The organism is Mesorhizobium sp. WSM4823 (assembly GCF_055811195.1).
The window spans coordinates 54,352-78,280 of sequence record NZ_JBVVQL010000019.1; the positions used below are offsets into that span (position 1 = coordinate 54,352).

The window sequence follows — 23,929 nt, forward strand, 5'->3', positions numbered from 1 at the left end:
GAGCCACCAGCCCTCATTGCGGAGCCGGTAAGGCAGGGACCAACGGAGTTTTTCTCGCTCTTGCATGCCGCCCTTGTCGTCGGCGGAAGTGCCGGTGGCGGGGCGGACGCGAGGAGATTTTCGGGACTTTTGTGCAGTTTTTATGCAGGTCAAAGCGGCTTGCCTCGACCGGCCGCAGGCGGCATAGATTTGGTATGACGACCGAAACCTACCGCCCGCGCCGTTCGGTGCTCTACGTCCCGGCCTCGAACGACAAGGCGCTGGCCAAGCTTGGCTCGCTGGCCTGCGACGCCGTCATCATCGACCTCGAAGATGCCGTCGCTCCCGCCGACAAGGGTTCCGCGCGCGAAAAACTCGCCGGCATCTTCGCCGATCGCCCAGTTGCCAACGACTATGGCCGGCGCTGCGAGATGATCGTGCGCATCAACGCGCTCTCCAGCGAATGGGGTACCGACGATTTGCTGGCTGCGGCACGCTGCGAGCCCGACGCCATCCTGCTGCCCAAGGTCGATACGCCGCGCGACGTCCTCGAAGCCGGCGACGTGCTCGACGACAATTTTGCCCCGGACGCGGTGAAACTATGGGCGATGATCGAAACGCCCAAGGCTCTGCTCAACATCGGGCCGATTGCCGAGCTTGGCCGCGATCCGGCCTCGCGGCTCACTTGTTTCGTGGCCGGAACGAACGATCTGGTCAAGGACACCGGCATTCTCGCCACGCCCGACCGGCGCTACCTCACACCGTGGCTGATGCAGATGGTGCTGGCGGCACGAGCCGGCGGCCTCGACCTGCTCGACGGTGTCTTCAATGATTTTCGCGACCTGGACGCTTTTGCGCGCGAATGCGGGGAGGCGGCTGCCATGGGGTTTGACGGCAAGTCGCTGATCCATCCGGCCCAGATCGAGGCTGCGAACCGGGCCTTTGCGCCATCTGCCGAAGCGCTGGCCGAGGCGCGCTCGGTAAAAGAGGTGTTCGCGCTTGCCGAAAATGCCGGCAAGGGCGTCATTGCACTGAATGGAAAAATGGTCGAACGGCTGCATCTGGCGCAGGCCGAAAAACTGCTGGCGAAGGCGGCCGCCATCGGGGCATGATTGGCAACTCACGACAGGAATGAAAAATGAAACTCTACCGCTTTTTGTCCGGCCCGGACGATTCCAGCTTCTGCCACAAGGTGACGGCGGCGCTGAACAAAGGCTGGCACCTGTTCGGCTCGCCAACCTATGCCTATGACAAGCAGACCAAGAGCATGCGCTGCGGCCAGGCCGTGGTGAAGGATATCGAGGGCCAGGAATACGGGCCCAACACCAAGCTCAGCGATTGGTAGGGAAGTTCGCTGAAGCGCTCGTCTTTCGTCATCCTAGGGCGAAGCGACGCGAAGCGGAGTGCAGACCCTAGGATCCATGCCGTTACCTCTGCCGAAGGGCTCGGCGGATCCAGGATTAATGCGATCATACCACCGATCGGGATGGTCCCGCTTGCTCATTGCCGCAGAACGGGATGATGGGCGTTCGGTTCTGCATCGCCGGAGCACTGCACCACAGTCACGGCATGGATCCCAGGGTCTCCGCGACGTCGCTTCGCTCCTGCTCCGCCCTGGGATGACGAAGCGTGGGGCCCTTTACTCCGCCGCCTCTTCGATCCGCTCCATATCATCGTCCGACAGGCCGAAATGATGGCCGATCTCGTGGATCAGCACATGAGTGACGATGTCGCCCAGCGTCTCTTCGTTCTCAGCCCAGTAGTCGAGGATGGCGCGGCGGTAGAGCGTGACGCGGTTCGGCCCCTCGCCTGTCTGCGGATTCCAGCGCTCGGCGATGCCGCGCCCCTCGAACAGGCCGAGCAGGTCGAAAGGCGTTTCCAGCGACAGATCGTCCATGATCTCGTCGGTCGGGAATTCGGCGATCTGGATGACGATCTCGCCGGTCAGCTTGCGAAAATCCTCCGGCAGATGGGCATAAGCCTCCAACGCCAGGAACTCCATTTCCTCCATCGACGGCGAAAGCTGGTCGTGCCAGACACGGGTCTTGTAGATGCGGGCCATGCTTTGTCCTTCTGATCCCGGCATATAGGCTTTCGAGCCGGACTCGGCAAATGGCCGGTTGCCGTCGACGCAAGGGCAGGAATAAATTCCCCATGACTCCGCTTGACTCTTCGGGTGGCCTCTGGAATCTATAGGAACATAACAGGAACAATTGTGAGTGGAAGCTGACCGTCATGGCGACAAGCGCCGTGGCGCGGGAGACTGTTTTTGCCCTGCGCCGCCAGATCGCGAAGATCGAGGGAACGCTGCCCGCGCGCTTGGAGGTGCCGGCTGGCGCAGCCCCCGTTGATACTGACGTCACCCCCCAGAATCCAACAGCGGATGGTCTAACAATCGTCCGCCGCGGCCTCGCCGTGGCGCCGCCTGATGCGTTTCTGCGCACCGGTGCCGAAGGTCTCGACACCGCGCTTAGCGGCGGCCTGCCGAAGGCGGCGCTGAACGAGATCCATGGCGCCGCGACACGTGATGCCGGGGCCGTCGCCGGCTTCGCCCTGTCACTCGTCAGCCTGATCCTCAAACAGGGGCCGCAATTGCCGGTCCTGTGGATCGGCACTGCGGAAATCTTCCGGGAGGCGGGCTTCCCCTATGCCAGGGGGCTTCACGCTGTTTTCGGCATCGAGCCGGAGCAATTGCTGTTTTCCGAGGCGCCAAGGCTCCTCGATGCGCTGTGGATCGCCGAGGAAGCCGCCCGGATGACCGCGCTCGCCGCCGTCATCCTCGAAATCCGCGGCAGCCCGCAGCGGCTGGACCTCACGGCGACGCGGCGGCTGCACGCCCGGGCGCAGAATGCCGGCCGGCCGGTGTTTCTGCTGCGCCAGGCCGGCGAACCCGAGCCAACGGCGGCACCCGTCCGCCTCGTCCTGTCGACGGCGCCGTCGGCATCCCGCCAGACGATCGCCGGGCCGCTTGCCGGCTCGATCGGCCGTCCCGCCTTCACCGTCAGCATCGGCAAGAGCCGCACGGCCTTGCCAGGACAATTCACACTGGAGTGGAACCCCGATGAACACAGTTTCGAAGAAAGACGGGGCGAGGAAGGAAGGGCAGCGAATTCTGTCCCTGTGGTTCCCGCATCTCGCCGCGGAAAGGGTCCTGCGGCAGCGGCTGGGGCGGTCCTGGCGTTCCCGACCGTCGGATCACCTGCCGCTGGTGATCAGCCATCGCCAGGGGAACGCGCAGCGCATCGCCGCCCTCGACGAGCGGGCTGAGGCGCTTCACCTGAAGCGCGGCATGGGCATAGCCGACGCGCGCGCCATGCATCCGTCGATCGACGTACTGGAAGCCGATCCCGAGGCCGACCGCCGCCTGCTCGAAAGCCTTGCCGACTGGTGCGACCGCTACACCCCGCTGGTGGCGCTCGACGCAGCCGATGGCCTGTTCCTCGACGTCACCGGCTGCACCCATCTTTTCGGCGGCGAACGCTCGATGCTCGACGACATCCTGTCGCGCTTTTTCCATCAGGGTTTTGATGTCCGCGCCGGCCTTGCCGCCACGCCAGGTGCTGCCTGGGCGGCAGCGCGGTTTGCCAGTGACCGCATCGTCCCCGGTGGCGAGGAGGAGGCGCTTCTCGCACCCTTGCCACTGGCGGCGCTACGCATCGAGCCTGATATCCGCGCCAGCCTGGAAAGCGTCGGCCTGCGCACGGCGGGGGCCGTCATGGCAGCCCCCCGCGCGCCGCTCGCCCGCCGCTTCGGTGTCTCGCTGCTTTTGCGCCTCGACCAGGCGCTCGGCCGCCTCGACGAAGCGGTGTCGCCGCGCCTGCCGGTCGCGCCGCTTTCGGTCGAACGCCACCTAGCAGAACCCATCATGCTGACCGACGAAATAGAGCGGCTGGTGAAAATGCTGGCGACGACTTTGAAGGTGGATCTCGAGCGCCGCGGCGAAGGCGCAAGAAGGCTGGCGCTGCTGCTCTTCCGCGTCGACGGCGCCGTCAGCCGGATCGCCGTCGGCACCTCGCGGCCGTTGCGCGAGCCGCTGCTGATCCAGAAATTGTTCCACGAAAGGCTAGCCGCGCTCGAACAGGACATCGATGCCGGCTATGGCTTCGATCTCGTGCGCCTCTCGGTCCTGACGGCCGCGGCCTTCGACATGCAGCAGGCGGATCTCGCCGGCGAGACGCGCGATGACGGCGCCGATATTGCCCTTTTCGCCGACCGCATCCGCGCCCGGCTCGGCGACAGCGCGGTTTTGAAACCGGTTGCCGTCGAGAGCCATCTGCCCGAGCGCGCCGTCGCCACGCTTCCCTTCGCGGAAGCGCCGCAAAGGGTCTCTCCGCCGAAGAAGCCGGACAAGATACAAGACACTAAGCCTGTCTTCCGGCCGGAACGCCCGATCCGGCTGTTCCGTTCGCCCGAACCGATCGAGGTTCCGGCCACCGAAATGCCTGAGGGCCCGCCGATGAACTTCCGCTGGCGGCGGGCGCTGTACCGGGTCGCGCGCGCCGAAGGGCCGGAACGCATCGCCCCGGAATGGTGGCGGGAGGGGTCGGGGCAGGAAGACGCGCCGACCCGAGACTATTTCCGCATCGAAGATAGCACCGGCCGCCGTTACTGGCTCTACCGCCAGGGCCTCTACGGCGCCTCTCAAGTCCCGCCGCGCTGGTTCATGCATGGGGTCTTCGCATGAACGCGCTGACGGCCGTTCCCTATGCCGAATTCGGCATCCAGTCGAATTTCTCGTTCCTGCGCGGCGCCTCGAAACCGGAGGAACTGGTGGTCGCGGCAAAGTTTTTGGGATTCTCGTCGATCGGGCTTGCCGACCGCAACACCGTGGCCGGTGTCGTGCGCGCCTGGCAGCAGGCCAAGGTGGAAGGACTATCCTATCATCCCGGCTGCCGCCTGGTTTTTTGCGACGGCACGCCTGATGTTCTCGCCTATCCGCAGGACCGCAAGGGCTGGGGCCATCTGTGCCGCATGCTGACGCAAGCCAATATGCGCGATGAAAGCGAAAAGGGCGCACCGCTTCTCTTTCGCGCCGACCTTTTCGAATGGGGCGATCTCATGTCGCTGGCGGTCCTGCCGGATCTGTCGGCGCCGGCGGAAGATCACCTTGGACTGATTAGCCGGCTTAAGGATAGATTTGGCAAGGCTTTGCGGCTTGCCGTTTCGCCGGATTATCAGGGCAACGACCGCTTCCGTATCGAGCAGGCGGCTGCCATGGCTGAGGCATCGGGCATTCCGCTGATGGCGACCAACGACGTTCTTTACCATACGTCCGAACGGCGCCGGTTGCAGGACGTGCTGACGGCGATTCGCCTCAACGTGCCTGTTGCCGAAGCGGGGCTGGAGCTGGCGGCCAATGCCGAGCGCCATTTGAAGCCGCCAGTGGAGATGGCGCGGCTTTTCCGCAGGCATCCGCAAGCGCTGGCGGAAACGTTGCGCTTTGCCGGCGAATTGAGCTTCTCTCTCAGTGACCTCCAATACAACTATCCCGACGAACCGACGGAATCGGGCCTCGGGCCACAGGCCGAACTGGAAAGGCTGGCTCGAGAGGGTGCAGCGATACGGTATCCTGCAGGCGTTCCCGCCGATGTGACCAAGCGCATCCAGGAAGAGCTCGCCTTGATCGAGCGCCTGAACTACGCGCGCTATTTTCTGACTGTCTACGACATCGTCAAATTCGCCCGCAGCCAGGGCATACTTTGCCAGGGGCGTGGCTCGGCAGCCAACTCTGTTGTCTGTTATTGCATCGGCATAACCGAAGTGGGACCCGAGCGGATCGACTCGCTTTTCGAGCGTTTCATTTCCGAGGAAAGGAACGAGCCGCCCGACATCGATGTCGATTTCGAACATGAGAAGCGCGAAGAAGTCATCCAGTACATCTACGAGAAATACAGCGCCAAGCGCACCGCTCTTGCCGCGGCCGTCGTCAGCTACCGGGGCCGGTCGGCGATGCGCGAAGTGGCCAAGGCGATGGGCCTGTCGGACGATGTCAGGAGCGCGCTGTCCAGCTCGATCTGGGGTTGGTCGACCTCGGAGCTCGGCGAAAAGGAGACCAGGGCCGGCGGTCTCGACCAGACCGATCCATCGACAAGGCATGTGATCGAATGCGCCAACGAGATCATGGGCTTCCCCCGTCATCTGTCGCAGCATGTCGGCGGCTTCGTCATCACCAGGGACCGGCTCGACGAGATCGTGCCCATCATCAAGACGGCGATGGATGAACGCAAGATGGTCGAGTGGGACAAGGACGATCTCGACGCGGTGAAAATCCTTAAAGTGGATGTGTTGGCGCTCGGCATGCTGACCTGCCTGCAGCGCGCCTTCACCCTGCTTAGGGATTATTATCCTGATGAGCGGGATGACTATGGCCAGCCCTATGTGCTGGCCACCCTGCCGCCGGAGAACAAACATGTCTACGATATGATCTGCCGCGCCGACACGATCGGCGTCTTCCAGATCGAATCGCGCGCGCAGATGTCGATGCTGCCGCGCCTCCGGCCGCGCACCTTCTACGATCTCGTCATCGAGGTGGCGATCGTGCGGCCCGGCCCGATCCAGGGCGACATGGTCCACCCCTATCTGCGCCGCCGGCAGAAAAAAGAAAAAGCCGAATATCCCAAGCCGGAACTGGAAGAGATACTCGGCAGGACGTTGGGCGTGCCGCTGTTCCAGGAACAGGCGATGAAGATCGCTATCGTCGCCGGCGGCTTCAGGCCGGGCGAGGCCGATGAACTGCGTCGCGCCATGGCCACTTTCAAGCGCACCGGCACGATCGGCAATTACCGCAAGCGGATGGTCGATGGCATGATGAAGAGAGGGTACGAGAAAGACTTCGCCGAACGCTGCTTCAAGCAGATCGAGGGATTTGGCGAATATGGCTTTCCCGAAAGCCATGCCGCTTCCTTCGCCCTGCTGGTCTATGCCTCGTGCTGGTTCAAGACCTTCTATCCCGACGTGTTCTGCGCTGCGATCCTGAACTCCCAGCCGATGGGGTTTTACCAGCCGGCTCAGCTTGTCCGCGACGCAAGCGACCATGGCGTCGAAATCCGCGAGGTCGACGTCAATTTTTCCGGTTGGGATTGCGCGCTGGAGGAAGCGCCCTTCGATCCGGCCCGCATCCTTGAACGCCATGCCCAGATGCGCGGCGTCATCCGGACCAATCATGCCGTCCGGCTGGGTTTCCGCCAGGTCAAAGGTCTGTCGAAGGAGCGGATGGAGGTGTTTGTCGCCAGACGCGGCGACGGCTACGCATCCGTTCGCGATGTCTGGCTGCGTTCAGGTCTCTATGTCGATGAGATCGAGAAACTGGCGCAAGCCGACGCTTTCCGTTCGCTTGGTCTCGACCGCCGCGACGCCCTGTGGGCGGTCCGCGCCCTCGACGGCAGGAGTGCCGCCGAGACCCTGCCGCTGTTCGACCGGCCGGCGATCCGTTTGCGCGATCTCGAGCCCCAAACCAGGCTCCCGACAATGCCGCTCGGCGAGCACGTCGTCCACGACTACCGTTCGCTCGGCCTGTCGCTGAAAGCGCATCCGCTTGCCTTTCTGCGCCAGCGGCTGGATCGTTCCGGCGTCACGCCCAATGCGCGCCTCCCCTCCGTGCCGGATGGCAGGCGGGTCTCCGTCGCCGGCCTGGTGCTCGTGCGGCAGCGCCCAGGCACTGGCAAAGCGATTTTCCTGACGCTGGAAGACGAGCAGGCCGTCGCCAACGTCATTTTCTGGGAAAGAACCTTCAATCGCTACCGGCCCATTGTCATGGGGGCGCGGTTCGTTCGTATCACCGGCAAACTGCAGTCGGAATCGGACGTCATCCATATCGTCGCCGAAAAGGTCGAGGATCTGACGCCCTGGCTGTCCGTGCTTTTGGAGGAGAAGCCCGATGTACCTGTCGTACAAAGCGACCGGCAGGATATCGCGACGCTATCGGGGAAGGCAGAAAGGGTCATGCCCAAGGGGCGCAATTTTCAATAGGGACCCACGCCTTCGTCATCCTAGGGCGGAGCGACGCGAAGCGGAGCGCAGACCCTGGGATCCATGCCGTGACATCCGCCGAAGAATGCAGTGGCTCGGAATGGCGGCGCGAATGGTGCGCTCGATTCTGGTCCGCCGGAGCACTGCCGCTGGGTCACGGCATGGATCCCAGGGTCTCCGCCACGTCGCTTCGCTCCTGCTCCGCCCTAGGATGACGAAGGGAGGACGTGTCGGCCAATATCCAAGGTTTGCGATTTGCCGCTGAGAGGAATTACCGACATTCCCTCCCGATCGGCTTCCAGCCCGCTGTTCAGGACGGTCCGCCCAGGCGCGGCGGCAATCCGTCCTCCAAAGGGATCGCGCGCGCCTCCGAAGGCAGCATGATCGGGATGCCGTCACGCACCGGATAGGCAAGCCGAGCCACCCTCGAGATGAGTTCGCCGCGCTCCGGATCCCAGGTAAGCGGGCCCTTGGTCAGCGGGCAGGCCAGCAATTCCAGCAGCCTGGGGTCGACATTGGCATTCTTTCCGTCACGCCCATCCACCATTCGGTCCGTCCTTATCCGGGCAATCACTTCAGGTTTCGCGCGGCTCTCCCTCCTTCCACAAGGGGAGAAGGAAGAGCCTCCTACTGCAAACTCGATCCGAAATCCTCGTTTTCGCGCGCCAGCGCCATTTCGGTGATGGCAATCAGCGTTTCGGCGCGTGTCTTCAGGTCCGCCGCTTCGAGCAGCGCCTGTTTCTCGGCCGGCCCGTAGGGAGCCATCATCGACAGCGCATTGACCAGCATGGCATTTTCGGCGCGGCTGACGCTTTCCCAGTCGGCTTCAAGATCGTTGGCTTGCAGATAGGCGCGAAATGCCTTGAGCAACGCCGGTCGGTCGATCTCTGCCTCTGCCTGATCTTCATCGAGATCGGTGAGAAAGGGCGCAAACCGACACTGGCGGAAGGGCGTCTTGACCGCGAGCTCCTGCACGATGCGGAACCGGCACACGCCTTGCAGCGAAATCAGGTAACGGCCGTCGCCACTCTCGGAAAGCGCAATGATACGTCCGGCGCAGCCGACATTGCAGAGTTCAGGCTCGCCATCGGCGCGCCGCGCGCCGTCGAGGCTGGGCTGTATGATGCCGATCAGCCGCGATCCGGCGATCGCCTCATCCACCATCTCCAGATAACGCGGCTCGAAGATGTTGAGCGGCATGCGGCCTCCCGGCAGCAGCAATGCCCCTTCAAGCGGGAAGATCGGCACCGTCGACGGCAAATCCGTATCGAGCCGGTAATGCGCGTTTCCCGCCTGCACTTCAGTCCTCCGCTCGCTTCGTCGAGAAGCGCATCAATCCGCCCGCCCATCGCAACCTGGCGTGTAAATCGTCAGGAAGCGAAAAACGGATCCGGTCTGGCCCCTATCTGGCGCAGCCGCCGCCGACCGCAAGGCCGCCACGCAAAAACAGCTTGATGCGCACTCAGGAGAACAGCAGCGACGACAATTTGCGCCGCGCCGCCAGCGTTGCTTCGTCGGTCATCCCCCATGCCTCGAAGAATTGCAGCAACTGCGTCTTGGCGCCGTCGTCGTTCCACGAGCGATCGGCCTTGACGATTGCCAGCAGATTGTCGGCCGCCGCCATGCGCTCGCCATTGGCGTTCTGGATCATGGCAAGATCGAAACGTGCCTGGTGGTCCCCGGGGTTCTCAGCCAGCCGACGCTCGAATTCGGCCGGATTGCCAAGTGCTGCTGCCTGTGCGGCAAGCGCCATCTTGGCGCGCACCGCGGCGAGTGGCGGCGCATCCTTCTTTGCTTCCGGCGCCCGCGCCAGCACGGCTTCGGCGCCCTCGGCATCGCCGGCCTCGAACAGCAGATCACCAAGCCCGGCAATGGCCTCGATCGTCTCCGGCGCCTGTTCCAGGACCGCGTCGTAGATGTCGGCCGCGGTCTGCACATCGCCGGTGTCGCGCGCCTCCGCGGCCGCGGCAAGCGCCTCGGCCACCTGCGGCGCACCATTGGTCTTGCCGCCGACCTTCTCGATGAACGCGGCGATCTGGCTCTCGGGAATGGCGCCCATGAAGCCGTCGACCGGCTGGCCATCCTTAAAAGCAATGACCGCCGGGATCGACTGGATGCCGAGCTGTCCGGCGATCGAAGGATGGTCGTCGATATTCATCTTGACCAGCTTGACCTTGCCGCCGGCGGCCGTGACTGCCTTTTCCAGCAGCGGCGTCAGTTGCTTGCAGGGCCCGCACCAGGGCGCCCAGAAATCGACCAGCACCGGCTGACGGCGCGATTCCTGGATGACGTCGGCGGCAAAAGCGGCGGTCGTCGTGTCCTTGATGACATCGACGGCGACAGGCGGCTCGCCAAGCGCGGCTTTCGCGGGGGCGGCCTCGGTGCCGCCATACTGCACTGTGGTGGCATATTGCCCGCCATTGCTGCCAAACGGGCCGCCAAATTGATTGTTGTCGCTCATCTCGTCGCCCTTTCGGTCGCGCCGCCAGCCCACCGGCCCGGCACAACGTCCACATCCTCACTTAGAAGTCGGTTTATCGCCATCCATGTGGCGATCATGCCGTGACTTTCAAGATAACAGCATCATGCCCGGTTGCCTCGACGAATTTGACGAGGTCGGCGGCAGCGATCGATGTCGTTGCCTCGTTGGTCAGCGGATGGGCGTTGATAATGGCATGGCCCATCAACTCCTGGTCGAGAACCACCTTCACTCTTCCCGCCGTGTCGTTGATCACGCCGAACACGGTGACCGCGCCCGGAACGACGCCGAGAAGCTCCATCAGCATCTCCGGCTTGCCGAAGGACACGCGCCCGGCAGCGCCGATCACATGGTGGATCTGCTTGAGGTCGACCACCGCCTCCTCGCCGACGCTGACCAGGAAGAAATTGTCCTTCTTGTCCTTGAGGAACAGGTTCTTGGTGTGCCCGCCGGCGATTTCTCCGCGCAGCGCCTGCGAATCGGCGACCGTGAACAGCGGCGGATGACGCAGGGTCGAGACCTCGATCCCAAGATCGGCGAGGAAGGCAAAAAGCTCGGCTTCGGTTTTCGGCATGTTGTTTCTTGTCGGACTTGTTGTTGTCGCGGTTTGGATCACGCCGTTTACGGCCAATGACGCGGCCGAGACAAGACCGTTGCGCGGCGAAGCCGCCGATTCCGTTCCTATCGTCGCTACGGAAGGCTTGTTTACGTCGCCGGGTGCGGACCAAAAAACCTGCGATTTCCCTGTTGCAATCGCCGCGCCCTTCAGCCATATAGGCGCGGCTTGCGGCCCAAAAGCCGCGCGAGCGGGTGTAGCTCAGGGGTAGAGCACAACCTTGCCAAGGTTGGGGTCGAGCGTTCGAATCGCTTCACCCGCTCCAAATCTTCTTTAGATTTGAAAAGCATAAAGGGCCCGGGTAACCGGGCCTTTTTGCTATCTGGCGCCGGGGAGCGCCAGGGGGAAGCACGACGACAGCCAATGTGCTATGGGCCCAGGCTCTCGCTAAGAAATGATGTCGTCGACGACGCTTGAGAGGCGCTGTGCAAAATCCAACAGCCCACTGGCACCAATTGTGGCGCCCCAATTGTCCTGCGTCTGTTTGGGCAGACGATCTCGGAAAATGATGTCCACACCTTCAAGGTCGCGAGCGTCCGACGAAAATTGGACACGTCTGTGCGAAAGTGCGTTCCGTATATGTCGAACGTGATCGTCGAGGGAGTTCGACCGACCTATTTCGAATCTCCAGGCAGGCCACCCTTCAGATGCCAACTTCTCGAACGAGTACACTTCTAAGCCGCTTATGCCGCTGTCTTGAATGAATCCACAAGGAAAAACAACCAAACCAAGCAAGGAGGTTACTAGCTCGGTGACCACATGGACGTCCTCCTGCCGCTCCCCCGCGGCAAGCACGAAAGCCAAGTTCCTCCGTACCCTCCGGCCAAAGCCGGCGACTGTGTTTCGGTCGATTTCCACGAAAACTCCTTGTGTCGCCATGAGGCCGCTAAGGCTCTGTTTTGCCGAGAGTTCGGGAACGTGAGGAGTTCAAGCAAGTGCTGTCCACACCGTTCGTCACGCTCTCCAACCGAGAGCACTTCTCGATCGTTGCTCCGGATATCCCAGACGGCCATCTCTTAAACGTTCGGAGCTTAGCACGATTGATAGCGATCGCCGCTCGGAAGCGCTGCATATGACCTAGCTGAAGCTATAGACCTTCGGAGTTTCTGCGAAATCAACAGCCGCATGCCCGCGTAGCGCGGCGTCCGGGCCTGATCCTCACGGCCTGCAAAAGCAGGTGTCGTCAACTGCATAAAACGACTGAGCTCTAAGTAATCCCTTCAATTTGGAAGAATGATATCTCGCCTTTTGCTTCAGATTGGGCATTATGCGGAAGGGGGATTCAATATTGCCGAAGCGCGGGATGAAGGATTGGGGGGCAGTCGATCGTAGCAACCGCATCTCGGATGCCGGCCGCTCGCACGGTGAGCGGGCCCGTGCGCTTCTAGCGCAGCGGGAGGAAATGGGTCGCGTGAACCAGACGATCGTGCGACCGGGCGTCGGCACCGCGACCACGACCAGGTATGCAACGACGGCTAATCCAGCTGGATGGGCGCCGCTAACGGCGGGAGCCCCGGCCGTGCACGCGGTTCTGGACGCCGTCGGTGACGGGCGTGACCGTGTCCTGCTGGGGTGGCCCGAGCGGCCGGGCAATGGGTTTACACTCGCAGCGCTCGCCATGCGGGAGGCGCGCGCCAGCGGCCGGCTCGCTTCCGCGACGCTCGCGATCTGGCCATGGCGCGGCGGCATCACACGTGCGGCCCGGTCCGCGCTGGTCCACCCCGAGGACGTAGCGGAGACCGCGCGGCTCGCGCTGAACGACATCAAGGGCGGCGCAGTATGGCCGAGCGACAATCTGGCCCAACGATCGCTCGCGATGGTTGAGCTGCGGCTGAAAGACTTGATTCTCAAGAACGCGCCCGCGCGCGTTGTCAGGGGACGCCCGCGTTTCGAAGTCGTCGTCCGCAGCCCTAGCCTCGTCGAGACGACCGCGGTGTTCGCGCCATCCGCGGGTCGCTACGTGAACGATGCCGACCAGGTTCTGAAGCGCGTCCTCAACCACACCTTCCTCGGGGAGGCGGGAGCGGGCATTCCTAGGCAGCGCGCCGACGTGGGTTCCCCGGCCTCGACACCATTTGCGTTATTCGGCTTTCCAGCCGAGAGGAGCGCGGCGAGGCTATGCGCTCTCCTGACGTTAGACCGCTTCGCGTCTCATGGCCTGGACGCCGTCTTAGTCGACCTGACTAGGCAGTCGCGCGCGGAGCTGGGCGACCAGTGGGAGCGGAGTTTGGCGGTGCTGCTTGAGGCGCTAGACTCCTCACCGGGGCGCCGGCCGCCTGTGGTCGCCATCTGCGACGATCCGTTCGCGCTGAGGGGGGCCACCCGCGCGCTACGTTCCCACGCCGCACGCCTTAGGCCGCGGCGGCAGCCGCCTGTCGAGGTGGGCGTCTATCTCGCCGAGCCAGGGTTCCTCGGTAGCGTTTCGGTACTGCCCGAGCGCCTCGCCGACGTCTCTTTTTCCGCCGACATCAAGGATGCCTCGCTAGTCCATATCCGGGAGAAGCTCGTGACGCTTGGGCGACGGCTTCGTGATGGCGGGGACGGCGACGGCGCGGCGGGAGTATCACGTGCCCTCTCTTTCCTCAGGCGGGTCGCCAGCCTGCCGCTTGGGCTGGAGGAGGCGCGGGTCACCGCGGACACTCTGTTTGACGCCGACGACGAGGTCGACAACAATATACGGGCGATGTTTAGGCCAAAAATGGCGCTCAGGCAGCTCGCCGAAACCGGGGCGGCTTCCCCGGATGGCGCTCTCGCTAGAGACGCGGTCAAGCTGATCGAGGCTAGGGTGGGCGGCTGGCTCGTGGAGTCGCCGGTTTCCTCCAAGCTCGTTGAACTGATCGCACAGGACAGTTGGAACGCCGCCACCACTCTGATCGCAGTGCCGGATCGGCGAATCGCCGAGGTCCTCATGGCCTCCGACCGAGGTGTCTCTTGGCACTGCGGCATCGTCGACCATTCCGACCTTGGCGCAGCGCTCACCAAGGGTGGGCTTGACCGCATTATCGTAACTGGGCCGAGTGCTACCGCAATCCGCGCGCTGCTCACCAGCCCGGCGACGCCGCCCGAGGTCGTGCTTCTCGGCGACACCTCAGGATCCGCCCTGCTCGCCGGTGAGCTCGGGCCGCTCGCACGCCTCCCCGGCTTCGCTCCAATCGCGGCGCGTGCATCCGCGATGCAGCAGGCGCTCAAGCGCGGCGGCTTGGACGAGCGGCTGGATGCTGGGGAGAGTGAGTTCAGAATCCTCCCGATCGCCGAACCTCGTGAAATCGACCTAACTCGCGAGGGTAGTGCTTACACCGGCGAGAGGATCGTGATCTCCACCAGCGCTCACCGCATCGCATACCGGCCCTCGAGCGACGTCCTAGTCTTCACCTCCGGTGAAGCTCGCCCCTTCGAGAAGGTGCACGCCCGGGACGTCGAGGTTGGCGACCAGATCCTCGTGCTGAACGAGGGTGCGCGCAACCGTATCCGCCACGCCCTCGCGACTTCGCGGACGAGCCTCGACCAGCTGACATTGTACCATCGCCACATCGGGCAGATGCGCGCGGCCATCCCGGGGGACACCGACGCCGGGAAGGCGCGCGAGGTGTTCCGGCGCATGCGCGAGGTCGATCCCTCGCTGCCAGGAAGCGAGCTTAACAACATTCAGCGCTGGCTGACAGCCGACCGCGCGGCACCGGCCGAGGACGGTGCGCGGCAGCCGCGCGCCGCCCGGGACTGGCCTCGCTTCAGGCTCTTTATGCAGGCCAATGGGATCGGCGAACAGCTGGGCGAGACCTACTGGCGCTTCGCCATCGTGCCGACGCGCTCCTACCGAGTGCAGGAGGGCTTCCAGTTCAACCAGCGCGTAGTGCAGTTCGTGCTGGATCCGGAGAGCTTCACCGCGGGACAGACAGGCGGTGTGCTTCGGGGGCTCTGGCTGTCGCTGCTTGACGCCGTGGACGACGTCGAGAGCATCGAACAGGCAAAAGGAGGAGTGAACCTTGAGTGAGCCGTCTGCGCTGATTGACATGAACGCAGACGAGCGTCAGCTCCTGAAAGAGGCGGTCTGCGACGCCATCCTTGAGCGGACCCGAAGATTGGTGTCCGGTGACGGCGAAGTCGGCAGGACAGTCCTCGGCGCCAAGCCGTCCCGCGTGCTCAGCAGCGGATTCGTGCTGCCCCGCATCGACGAAGACGGCGATGATGAGTCCAGTGATATCCGGTTGGCCGCCCACGGGCTGGATCTCAGACTGCGGAACGTCGGCGGAACCCTTCGGATCACCCCGTCGCTGGCGGCCTACGTCAGGACACTACCGAGCTCGGACGATTTGTTCGAGCGGGAGGGAAGGCTGATCCCCCGCGCGGAGCTGTCCGCAGCAGCGTTGCAGCGGGCCAAGACCGAGATCACTACGCGCCTCGACCGACAGGCGAATGGAGTGACCGGAAGGGCCCGCCGCGAGATGCGGATCGCCATCGTGGCAGAGGTTTACCGCGAGATGGGAGTGGTCGTTCCGGAAGGCGCCATCGTACCCCAAGGCGCGGACACCGACCTGCCCGAAGGGTCGGACCGACCCGTGCGCGATGGGGGACTTCCCCGGCTCCGCATCCCAAACGCGATCGCGCGGCAATACACCGCACCGCTGAAATGGCGCCGAGTGGACGTGCCCGCACCGGTTCTCGAACTCCCTATGCCCGCGGATGCCGGCGGCTGGTCGACCCTCCTAGCCGACTACAACCTGCGCCTCCACGCGGCCATCCGCAACGCTTGCCTAGCGTTTCTCGCCACCGAGGAGGGAAGGGACTGGGCATGGCGGCCTCGGCGTCCAGAATCCGAGGACTTCTGGTCTCGTGAAGCTTGGGACCAGTTCCTCGCTCGCGTGCGAGCCGACGCGCCGGTGCCAGCTGACGTCGTGCCGCAGATCCAGCTACAGCTGCTCGTGCAGGCCATACCGGACCCAACGGCCCCGGGCTGCCAGTCGGTGCGCGTCGCGATCGAAAACTTGCGCGAGAGCGATGCCGACATGGAATGCGGACTGTTCAACGTCTCGCTACACCTCGAGTTACCAGACGGCGCGCTCGTCCCGATGCGCCTAGAGCGCGTGCGGCGCAGCTACCACCTCGCCGGGTTCATGACAATGCCTGCGATCGGGGTAAACGGCGGCGTCGAGGACCTCGGCGATGACGCCGGCGCGCGCCGGCTGCGCACCACGTGGATGCCACGATATGTGCTGCCGCGCATGACGGCTCGCTCTATCGCGGAGGTCCCGACCACTTACGCGTTCCTTTCGGACCCGGACAAGGACGTAGGCGCGCTGTCGGCGCTCGTCGCCACGATGGACGCCTGGCGCGCCGAGGTCTCTGGCTCAACTAACTTGGCCCTGCACCCCGACGAGGGCGACGCCCACGACGAGCAACGTCAGCGCGAACAATTTCAGACCGACCTCAATGCCTGGGAGTACGAGGCGCGACGCGTCGAGCTTGGCGTCGACCTACTATCGCGATCCCGGAGCGCATGGCAGAAGGACTCGACCTCGGAGGGTGCAATCCCCTACCGCGCGTGGCTCTTGCTCAATAAAGCGTTCCACCGTGCGAACCCGCAGCGAGACGGTCAGTCAGCCGGCTGGAGGTTGTTCCAGCTGGCGTTCATTCTCGCGCACGTGCCGACGCTGGCGTCGCGACTTCCGTCGTTCGAGGGCGACTTCCGCGCCGACTTCGACGAGGATGCCGCCAGCCTACTCTACATGTCGACCGGCGGCGGCAAGACCGAAGCATTCTTCGGCACCGTCGTATTCGGACTGTTCTTAGACCGGCTGCGCGGGAAGCGTCGCGGCATTACCGCGATGATGCACTACCCGCTGCGGTTGCTGACCGTTCAGCAAGCCCAGCGCCTCGCTCGGCTCCTCGCGCACGCGGAGATGGTTCGCCGGGCGCATCGGCTGGGCGGCGCGCCCTTCGAAATCGGATTTTGGGTGGGGGGCGGCAACACGCCGAACCGAACAGAGATCCGGCCGGGGACCTTGCGCGACGACCTATTGGCGATCCCCGCTTGGAACGAGCCCCGCGCAAGCGACGAGCAGGCTCTCATGAACGGCACGGCCGGAGGCGAGCGCGGCTACGCGGCCTCCCGTGCCGCCTGGAACAAGTTGCCGACTTGTCCCTTCTGCCTCTCGTCGACGGAGACCGCGCTACGGCTCTTTCCGGAGGAGCGCAACCGGCTCGGCATCGTGTGCCTCAACCCGCAGTGCGACTGGAACGAGGAGCACCGTGGCACCGGACGGCCGGTCCCGCTGCCGTTCCTGCTTGCGGACTCCGACATCTACCGCCGTGCGCCCTCCGTCCTGCTCGGAACGATCGATAAACTGGCACTGATCGGCCAGAATACGAGGACGATTGACGACATCGCCGGCATGCTCGGCCTCGCCCGCGCCGTCGATCAGGGCGTCGATGGCATGCTGGCCCAGCCGACCGGGCAGGATCTCTTAACACTGGGTCGCGGGGCGGGGGTCCGTGTCGCGCCGGCCTTCGACGATGGCCTAGAGCTGTTCCATGACCCGTTCCCGAGCCTGATCGTCCAGGACGAAATGCACCTACTGGAGGAGAGTCTAGGCACATTCGGCGGCATCTTCGAGACCGGACTGTTCGCCTGGCTTCGACGGCTCGCGAAGCTGTTGGGCACTCGCGTAGCTCGCGTTCCCGGCGCGCTCGACCGGCCACGCCTGCCGCACGTCATCGGCGCGACGGCTACGGTGTCCGACGCGGCCAAGCACGCACGGGCTCTATACCAGTTAAGGGTGCGACAATTTCCACACCCGGGGCCGTCGCTCTACTCAACGTTCTACAGTGGTATGGCCGGGTTCGACGCGACCGGCGCGGCATCCGATAGAGCCGCCGTCCTGGACAGCCCCGGCGTCGCGCTACGCGAACGCGAGCTGGCGTCGCCGTGGGGACGGCTGCACGCGAGTATCATGACGAACGGCCGCCTCCACACGGTCACCACGATCTCGGTGCTCACTGCTCATGCCGCGACGATCACCCGTTGGGAGAGAGACCTCGCCTCAACCAACGCGGCGCGACGCGAGCGAGCCGCGCGAGAGATCGAGGAGAACGTGTCCGACGCACCCTTCGCAGCCGGGCGGCGGGCGGCGGTCGCGAACGCGCGCGCGCAATCGCGCCACGACCGCCTCGCCGCTCTGGTCGATCTGCACCGCATCGAGCTCACCTACGTCACAAATAAGAAGGGCGGGGACCAGATTCTGGCCGCGCTCGCCCCCGAGGCGTTTGAGGCGCACGCCGCAATGGGCGACGCGTACCGACTTTCCGCCTTCATGACCGAGCTGATCTCCGGTGGCGTCGACATCGCGGGCATCCAAAGAGTCATCCGCGAAGCAGAGATGCCGTTCGATCCGCTGACCGAAGACGTCTCCGAGGCGCTGCGCGTCATCGTCGCGACGAGCGCAATCTCGCACGGCGTCGACGTCGAGGCTTTCAACGCCATGGCGTTCGCCGGCATGCCATCCGACATCGCCGAGTACATCCAGGCGTCCTCACGCGTGGGACGAACGCATGTCGGGTTCTCGCTCCTCATCCCGACGCCGCAAACACGCCGAGACCGCTTCGTCGTAGAGGTACACGAATCCTTCCATCGCCTTCTTGAGCGCATGATCGCAGCTCCCGCCATCGAGCGATGGGCCGACCGCGCGATCGCTAGGACCGTGCCCTCGCTCGTCCAGACCTGGCTGGCCGGCGTCCAGTTCCAGCGCCGGATTGTCGAGGCCATTGCCGAATCGAAACCTGGCGTGCCGCTGCCCGCGACCGTCGAGCAGCTCGCCCGCGTCCTCTCTAATCCCGCTGCGCTCGACGATTGCGCGGCGTTCGTACGCGAGGCGGTCGGCATATACGGATCGGAGGGTCAGCCCGCCAACCCCGGATACTACGCCGACCTCGTCCGGGAAGAGCTGCGCCGCATCGAGGTCGCGGCAACCTCCGACCAATTCACCGGCAAGCTGGACGACTTTTGGAACAACCGGCTCAGCGGATTGCAGCGGCCCATGACCAGCCTGCGCGACGTGGACGCCGCCGGCACCATTCGGGCGTCGCGGTTCGACACCCAGAACCGACGGCTTGACGACGAGGCGGTTGAGTTCGCCATGGCGTTCCTGCGGAACCGCGGAACCCGCCGCGCGGCCTCCAGTGAGCTCGATCAGGAAGCGTGAGATGAGCAAGCCGAAGCCGCCCACCATGCAGCGCTCACGCAGCCAGATCGCGATCGCATATGCGCCGCACAGTCTCTTCACTTTTGAGGGGGGGCGCGGGGCCTGCATGGCCCTGCCATCTGGCATTAACCGCACAATCGAACTGCCTCACGTCACCATCCGCACGATCGGAGAACAGGTACAGGAGTACTTCGCAGCATGGGCCGAACGGGCACAGCGCGGGAACGGCCTATCCCATCCCGTTCCGCCCGAGCTGTCCGTCGACCGGCGCGTCCTATCCGATGACGTCGTGCGTGTTCGCCTGGGCGAGTTCACCTTCCAGATCCCCGACTATGCCGGCTACGTTCCGTTCCCGCTATCGTTCGCCTGCGGACGCTGCGGCCTGCACCGCGTCAGCCGTGGCGTCGACATGCTCGAGCGCGATTCGGAGCGGTTCCGCAACGCGTGCCCGACCGGCGCCGCAGGGTGTGCCGACGACTGGGAGCAGCTTGACGTGGTGCTGACCCACTGGTCCGGCGAGGTTGAGCCGATCACGCCCTCCTACCGTCGATGGTCGAACGAGCGAGGCGATATCGTCGAGCTCGACCAATGCACGAACTGCGACGAGAACCGTTTCTACCTGCGCAGGCCACCTGGACCGCTAGCGGGCTGGCACTTCGAATGTGTCCACTGCCGCTTCCCTCGACAGCTGCTTCAGCGAGACAAGCCGACGCTTCGCGCGCTCGGTCCGCTGCTCGACAGCGGCAACGCCCTGCCCGCCGAGATCAACATGGAGCCGGTCTCCTACCGTGCATCGGCCGCCTACTACGTGCACGGCGACCGGCTTCTCGTGTTCCGCGACGACCAGCACCTAGGTCTGCTCGCCGACACCCATGTTCCGGCGCTTGAACAGCTCGTATCAGCGCGGTTCGGCTACCCCCCATCCGAGATGTCCGACCACGAGAAGGAGCGGCTGCTGATCGCCGCCGGGCGCGGCGGGGAGTGGCAGAACCATACGAACCTGATCAGCATCCTCCGCATGCTTGAGGCCCAGGGCGTGAATACGCACATGCTGGAGTCACAGCGACAGGCGATCGCCGAGAATGAGGCCGAATGGGCTAGAACCGTATTCATGGCCCACGCGCAAGCGCCAGCCAGCATCGCCGCCGCGTGCCGTGGCCGGGGTGACTATGTCCGCAAGCACGACCCGCTGCGAATGGCTATGGAGCATCTCACGTTCGAGGAGGAGAAGCTCAGAGGCGGGCAGATGGCGGACGGGAAAGAGGTCTCCGTGGATGTTTCCATCCTCGATCCCTTCCTGCGGCCGGACGGCCTCGACGAGGCTGGCCTCCAACGGCAAGCCGCGGCGTCAAGCGCACGCCTTCGGTCTCTCGGCATTGAGGAGATGCGGCTGATCCGCGACGTCCAGATCTGCGAGTATAGCTTCGCCTACTCCAGAACATCCTCGGCCCCGACCGTGCAGCGCGACAAGGCGGGCACCGCCGAACTGCCGGTCCGTCTGCGGCTGTTCGAGCGCGTCGAGGTCGCGGACGCCGCAAAGAACCCTATCTTGTGCTCGCTTCAGTCGAACGAGGGTTTCTACGTCCGATTAGACGAAACGCTGGCGCGGGAATGGCTGGCACAAAACGAGATCATGCTTCCGCCGGCGCCTGTTGGCGTGCGCCTAGGCGGCCAGTTAATCGAGGACTTCGAAGCGATCGAGCGCAATCCCGACACGCGCTTTTCGCGCTTCCTGGACGAGTACCGACGCGAAGGGGCGCTGACACGGCGTGCTTACCCGTTCGTCTACACACTACTCCACACTATGGCGCACCACCTCATAGATACATGCTCCGCAATGTCGGGTCTTGACCTAGGCTCCTTCGGCGAGCACCTTTTCGTTCCCGACCTGGCGATCCTCGTCTACCGCCGCGGGACGACGATGGACCTGGGCAACCTGTCCTCGATGTGGCGGGACCAGGGCGACGCCGACGTTGGTAACCAGGTGCTTGAGCACATGCTGAACCCGTCGAGCCTCAGGTGCGGCTCGGAAAGCGTCTGCAACCGGCGCGGCGGCGCCTGCCCGGATTGCGTGCTGATCCCCGAGAACGCTTGCATCACGAGGAACGAGCTATTGTCGCGGTCGTCGCTCGTCGGCCGCGGCCGCCCGCGGTTCGACTCGACACCGACCGACGTCGTCGGCTTCTTCGAGATAGCGGCGATGCGTCCGTGACGGGCGGGCATACCATCGGAGAGGCGATGGCCCGGTCCTTGGTGCAGCGTCTCGGCGACGACTGCGGGGCTGCCGCAGCGCTCGCGGAGAATCTGGAGGCTGGCGCGGCGACAGTCGTGCGTGGAACTACCTTCGGCGGCATCGGACCGGCCGCAATCGGGCGCGCCGCCAAAGATTTCTCCACGCGCGGATGGTTGGACGAGGACCAGTCCGGATGGCACCGCACATTCGAGCCGCTGCCCGCGGGCCTCGCCGTGTTCCTCGCCGGCGCGGAGGCGATGCGAGCAGCCTGCCTGCCGAGGATCGACGCAGTGGCCGCTAGCGTCGTGACCCTTCCCCGCGCCCCAAGCGCCATCGCTCGTGTCCTCCCCGCCCAAGGCCCGATCCACGCCAGCATGGGCCGAACTGAAGAGGTTCTGGGCGAGATCGCGCGAGCCGCGGTTTCCTCCTTTACGGTTATGAGTCCCTTCGTGAACCGCGAGGGCGCTCGGTTCGCAATGGAGCTCTTCGAGCAGTGCACTGCTCCGAAGCGCACCCTGATCACACGCCGGGCGGGCTCGACTAAGGCAGCCATTGACATGCTCCTGCCGACACTTACCGGGAAGGGTGTGCGCGTATTGAACTATTTATTGCCGGCCGGGGATGGCTACGAGACTTTCCACGCGAAGGTGGTCATCGCCGACGCAGACCAAGCATATGTGGGGAGCGCCAACATGATCAAGTACGCCCGGCATTCGATGGAACTCGGCGTGATCCTTCGCGGCCGCCAGGCGCGCGCCGTTGCTGCGATCGTGCGCGCCGTCGAACAGATTTCTTCTGTGATCGGGGAGCGCTAGTGCTCGAGCGGCCCGTATCCGACATCGCCGCAGCGGAAGATCGCGTCTCGCGGATTGTAACCTACTACCGCAAGCGACCAGCGCTGGACGCCTCCGCCAGCGCGAAGGCCATCCTAGACGGTAACGCGCCCTTCCAGGTGGCCGAGTTGCTCGCAGGTCTGGAACCCGCATGGTCCGACCATGCAGTTGCCAGCGTCTACGCATCGCTCATGGGTAAGCGCCGACGCAAGGCGCTTGGCGCCTACTTCACGCCCCCTGGACTGGTCACCTATCTGATCGGGCGCGCGAGAGAGTTTGGCGTTGATGTCGCAGCAGCCCGCTTCCGGGATCCCGCCGCGGGTGGTGCAGCGTTCATCGTGCCGATCGCCCGCGAGATGGTGAGGCTGTGGCGCGGCAAAGGCCAAACAGACGTCGACATTGTGGACCAACTCCGCGAACGGCTCATAGGACGCGAGATCGAGCCTGGCCTGGCGCGGCTGGCTAACTCCCTGATGCGGCGTTGCCTGGTCAGCGAATATGGTATGGAGCCCGAGCTGGTCGATACGTTAAACGTTATCAGGGAGGCAGATACGCTCGCTGTCGAGGATGACGGTGGTGCCGATCATGAGATTGGAAATCCGCCGTACCTCCGCCTGGCGGCCAAGGACGAGCCCGCCGGCCCAGAGCGATTCCGCGACATCAACGGGGGCCGCCTAAACCTCTACTCCATCTTCGTCCGTCGCGGACTTGCCGCGCTGCCCGCAGGCGGGATCCTCGCTTACATCATTCCAGCCTCGTTCATCGGAGGGCCCGAATTCGCCCGCTTCCGCCGCCGCATCCGGCAACTCGCGGACGTGCTCGCCGTCGACACTATAGAGGGTAGATCAACGGTCTTCTTGGACGTTGTGCAGGACACTTGCATCCTAGTCCTTCGCCGGCGTGAAGCTGAGTTGACGGACGTCTTGGCAACCGATGCTGTGTCGAACACCGTCGCAGGTGACGGTTACGTTCTGTCGAGCGGTAAGGTGAGACTGCTCGCTGAAGATGCCCCCTGGCTGCTTCCCGGCTCGCAACCCGACCTTCCTTCCACGCTAGCGGAATGGGGTTATGCCGCCCGAATCGGCTATCTGGTGTCGAACCGCCAAGCGAACAGGTTGCACAAGCGTCCAGCAAAGGGGCGCGTGCCGCTGATTTGGGCCAAAGCCATCGGGCAGGACGGAACTTTCGATTTTGAGCGGGGCAAGCGGTTCCGTACTATGAGCTGGGTGGATGCACCTGCAAGCGCGCCTTATATCGCGCGAACCGGCTGCGTCGCCGTGCAGCGAACATCCGCGCGCAGCCAGAGACGCCGCATCGCGGCCGCTGAGATCCCAGCCGAGTTTGTCCACGAGCACGGCGGGGTCGTTGCTGAGAATCACGTAATCCTGCTCTTGCCAACACGGCCGGAAGCCGCGTCGCCCGCAGCGCTCGCCCGTGCGCTCAACCGACCCGAGGTGGGCGACCAGCTCGACAGAATGTGCGGCTCGGCTTCAATCCCGGCGCGGCTGCTCGAGCGTGTGCCGATGCCGAAGCCTCCGATCAAGTGACGTGCGCATTTCGCAAAAGCCGGACAGGGGTTCCGCTAATTCCCGGACAGTGGTTTCGCTAATGTCGGGACAGTCTGGC

At 64.4% G+C, this 23,929-nt stretch carries 16 protein-coding genes and 1 tRNA gene; 11 read left to right on the top strand and 6 right to left on the bottom strand.

Going from position 1 to position 23,929, the window contains the following annotated elements; translation table 11 throughout:
* Positions 1 to 194: 194 nt before the first annotated feature.
* Together AC0L26_RS29195 and AC0L26_RS29200 are read left to right on the top strand one after the other, a co-directional pair.
* Entirely contained in the window at positions 195 to 1,091 is an 897-nt protein-coding gene (locus AC0L26_RS29195; RefSeq protein WP_473635683.1) for an HpcH/HpaI aldolase/citrate lyase family protein, read from the top strand.
* Between the two features lie 26 nt (positions 1,092 to 1,117).
* Positions 1,118 to 1,324: a DUF1737 domain-containing protein gene (locus AC0L26_RS29200; protein WP_292164902.1), complete on the top strand. Its 207-nt coding sequence runs from the start codon at positions 1,118 to 1,120 to the stop codon at positions 1,322 to 1,324.
* Between the two features lie 294 nt (positions 1,325 to 1,618).
* On the opposite strand, the gene AC0L26_RS29205 is transcribed toward AC0L26_RS29200, so the two are convergent.
* Positions 1,619 to 2,041: a metallopeptidase family protein gene (locus tag AC0L26_RS29205; RefSeq protein WP_352936630.1), complete on the bottom strand. Its 423-nt coding sequence runs from the start codon at positions 2,039 to 2,041 to the stop codon at positions 1,619 to 1,621.
* Positions 2,042 to 2,214: 173 nt separating this feature from the next.
* Between AC0L26_RS29205 and AC0L26_RS29210 the strand changes: the two genes are divergently transcribed.
* Genes AC0L26_RS29210 through AC0L26_RS29220 form a run of 3 tightly spaced genes read left to right on the top strand, consistent with a single transcriptional unit; the run spans position 2,215 to position 7,947 of the window.
* Positions 2,215 to 3,246 carry an ImuA family protein gene (locus AC0L26_RS29210; protein ID WP_473635684.1) on the top strand — a complete coding sequence of 344 codons (1,032 nt, stop codon included), beginning with the start codon at positions 2,215 to 2,217 and terminating at the stop codon, positions 3,244 to 3,246.
* Positions 3,188 to 4,663 carry a DUF6504 family protein gene (locus AC0L26_RS29215; RefSeq protein WP_473635685.1) on the top strand — a complete coding sequence of 492 codons (1,476 nt, stop codon included), beginning with the start codon at positions 3,188 to 3,190 and terminating at the stop codon, positions 4,661 to 4,663. Before AC0L26_RS29210 ends, AC0L26_RS29215 begins: the two co-directional genes overlap by 59 nt.
* Entirely contained in the window at positions 4,660 to 7,947 is a 3,288-nt protein-coding gene (locus tag AC0L26_RS29220; RefSeq protein WP_473635686.1) for an error-prone DNA polymerase, read from the top strand. Before AC0L26_RS29215 ends, AC0L26_RS29220 begins: the two co-directional genes overlap by 4 nt.
* A 310-nt stretch (positions 7,948 to 8,257) precedes the next feature.
* Here AC0L26_RS29220 and AC0L26_RS29225 read toward each other — a convergent pair whose 3' ends face one another.
* From AC0L26_RS29225 to AC0L26_RS29240, 4 genes are all read right to left on the bottom strand, one after another.
* Positions 8,258 to 8,494 (bottom strand): Trm112 family protein, encoded by a 237-nt coding sequence (locus AC0L26_RS29225; RefSeq protein ID WP_352936622.1) that lies wholly within the window; start codon positions 8,492 to 8,494, stop codon positions 8,258 to 8,260.
* A gap of 80 nt (positions 8,495 to 8,574) precedes the next feature.
* Positions 8,575 to 9,246, bottom strand: a complete 672-nt coding sequence (locus tag AC0L26_RS29230) for an LON peptidase substrate-binding domain-containing protein (RefSeq protein ID WP_473635687.1) — start codon at positions 9,244 to 9,246, stop codon at positions 8,575 to 8,577.
* A 163-nt stretch (positions 9,247 to 9,409) separates the two neighbouring features.
* Positions 9,410 to 10,408 (bottom strand): thioredoxin, encoded by a 999-nt coding sequence (gene trxA / locus AC0L26_RS29235; RefSeq protein ID WP_473635688.1) that lies wholly within the window; start codon positions 10,406 to 10,408, stop codon positions 9,410 to 9,412.
* Positions 10,409 to 10,502: 94 nt separating this feature from the next.
* On the bottom strand, positions 10,503 to 11,000 hold the full coding sequence (locus AC0L26_RS29240; RefSeq protein WP_473635689.1) for a prolyl-tRNA synthetase associated domain-containing protein: 498 nt from the start codon (positions 10,998 to 11,000) through the stop codon (positions 10,503 to 10,505).
* A gap of 232 nt (positions 11,001 to 11,232) precedes the next feature.
* Here AC0L26_RS29240 and AC0L26_RS29245 point away from each other — a divergent pair.
* Positions 11,233 to 11,307 (top strand) — tRNA-Gly (locus AC0L26_RS29245).
* A 122-nt stretch (positions 11,308 to 11,429) separates the two neighbouring features.
* Here AC0L26_RS29245 and AC0L26_RS29250 read toward each other — a convergent pair.
* Positions 11,430 to 11,921 (bottom strand): HEPN family nuclease, encoded by a 492-nt coding sequence (locus tag AC0L26_RS29250; RefSeq protein WP_473635690.1) that lies wholly within the window; start codon positions 11,919 to 11,921, stop codon positions 11,430 to 11,432.
* 532 nt (positions 11,922 to 12,453) lie between these two features.
* Between AC0L26_RS29250 and AC0L26_RS29255 the strand changes: the two genes are divergently transcribed.
* From AC0L26_RS29255 to AC0L26_RS29275, 5 genes are read left to right on the top strand one after another with little or no spacing between them, the layout of a single operon-like run.
* The gene (locus tag AC0L26_RS29255; protein ID WP_473635691.1) at positions 12,454 to 15,033 is read left to right on the top strand and encodes a hypothetical protein; all 2,580 of its coding nucleotides are present in this window, start codon (positions 12,454 to 12,456) and stop codon (positions 15,031 to 15,033) included.
* On the top strand, positions 15,026 to 19,237 hold the full coding sequence (locus tag AC0L26_RS29260; protein ID WP_473635692.1) for a DEAD/DEAH box helicase family protein: 4,212 nt from the start codon (positions 15,026 to 15,028) through the stop codon (positions 19,235 to 19,237). The genes AC0L26_RS29255 and AC0L26_RS29260 overlap by 8 nt, the downstream gene beginning before the upstream one ends.
* A 1-nt stretch (position 19,238) precedes the next feature.
* The gene (locus AC0L26_RS29265) at positions 19,239 to 21,449 is read left to right on the top strand and encodes a hypothetical protein (RefSeq protein ID WP_473635693.1); all 2,211 of its coding nucleotides are present in this window, start codon (positions 19,239 to 19,241) and stop codon (positions 21,447 to 21,449) included.
* Between the two features lie 26 nt (positions 21,450 to 21,475).
* Positions 21,476 to 22,285 carry a hypothetical protein gene (locus tag AC0L26_RS29270; RefSeq protein WP_473635694.1) on the top strand — a complete coding sequence of 270 codons (810 nt, stop codon included), beginning with the start codon at positions 21,476 to 21,478 and terminating at the stop codon, positions 22,283 to 22,285.
* Positions 22,285 to 23,850, top strand: coding sequence for an Eco57I restriction-modification methylase domain-containing protein (locus AC0L26_RS29275; RefSeq protein WP_473635695.1), 1,566 nt, complete (start codon positions 22,285 to 22,287; stop codon positions 23,848 to 23,850). The genes AC0L26_RS29270 and AC0L26_RS29275 overlap by 1 nt, the downstream gene beginning before the upstream one ends.
* Positions 23,851 to 23,929: the final 79 nt, after the last annotated feature.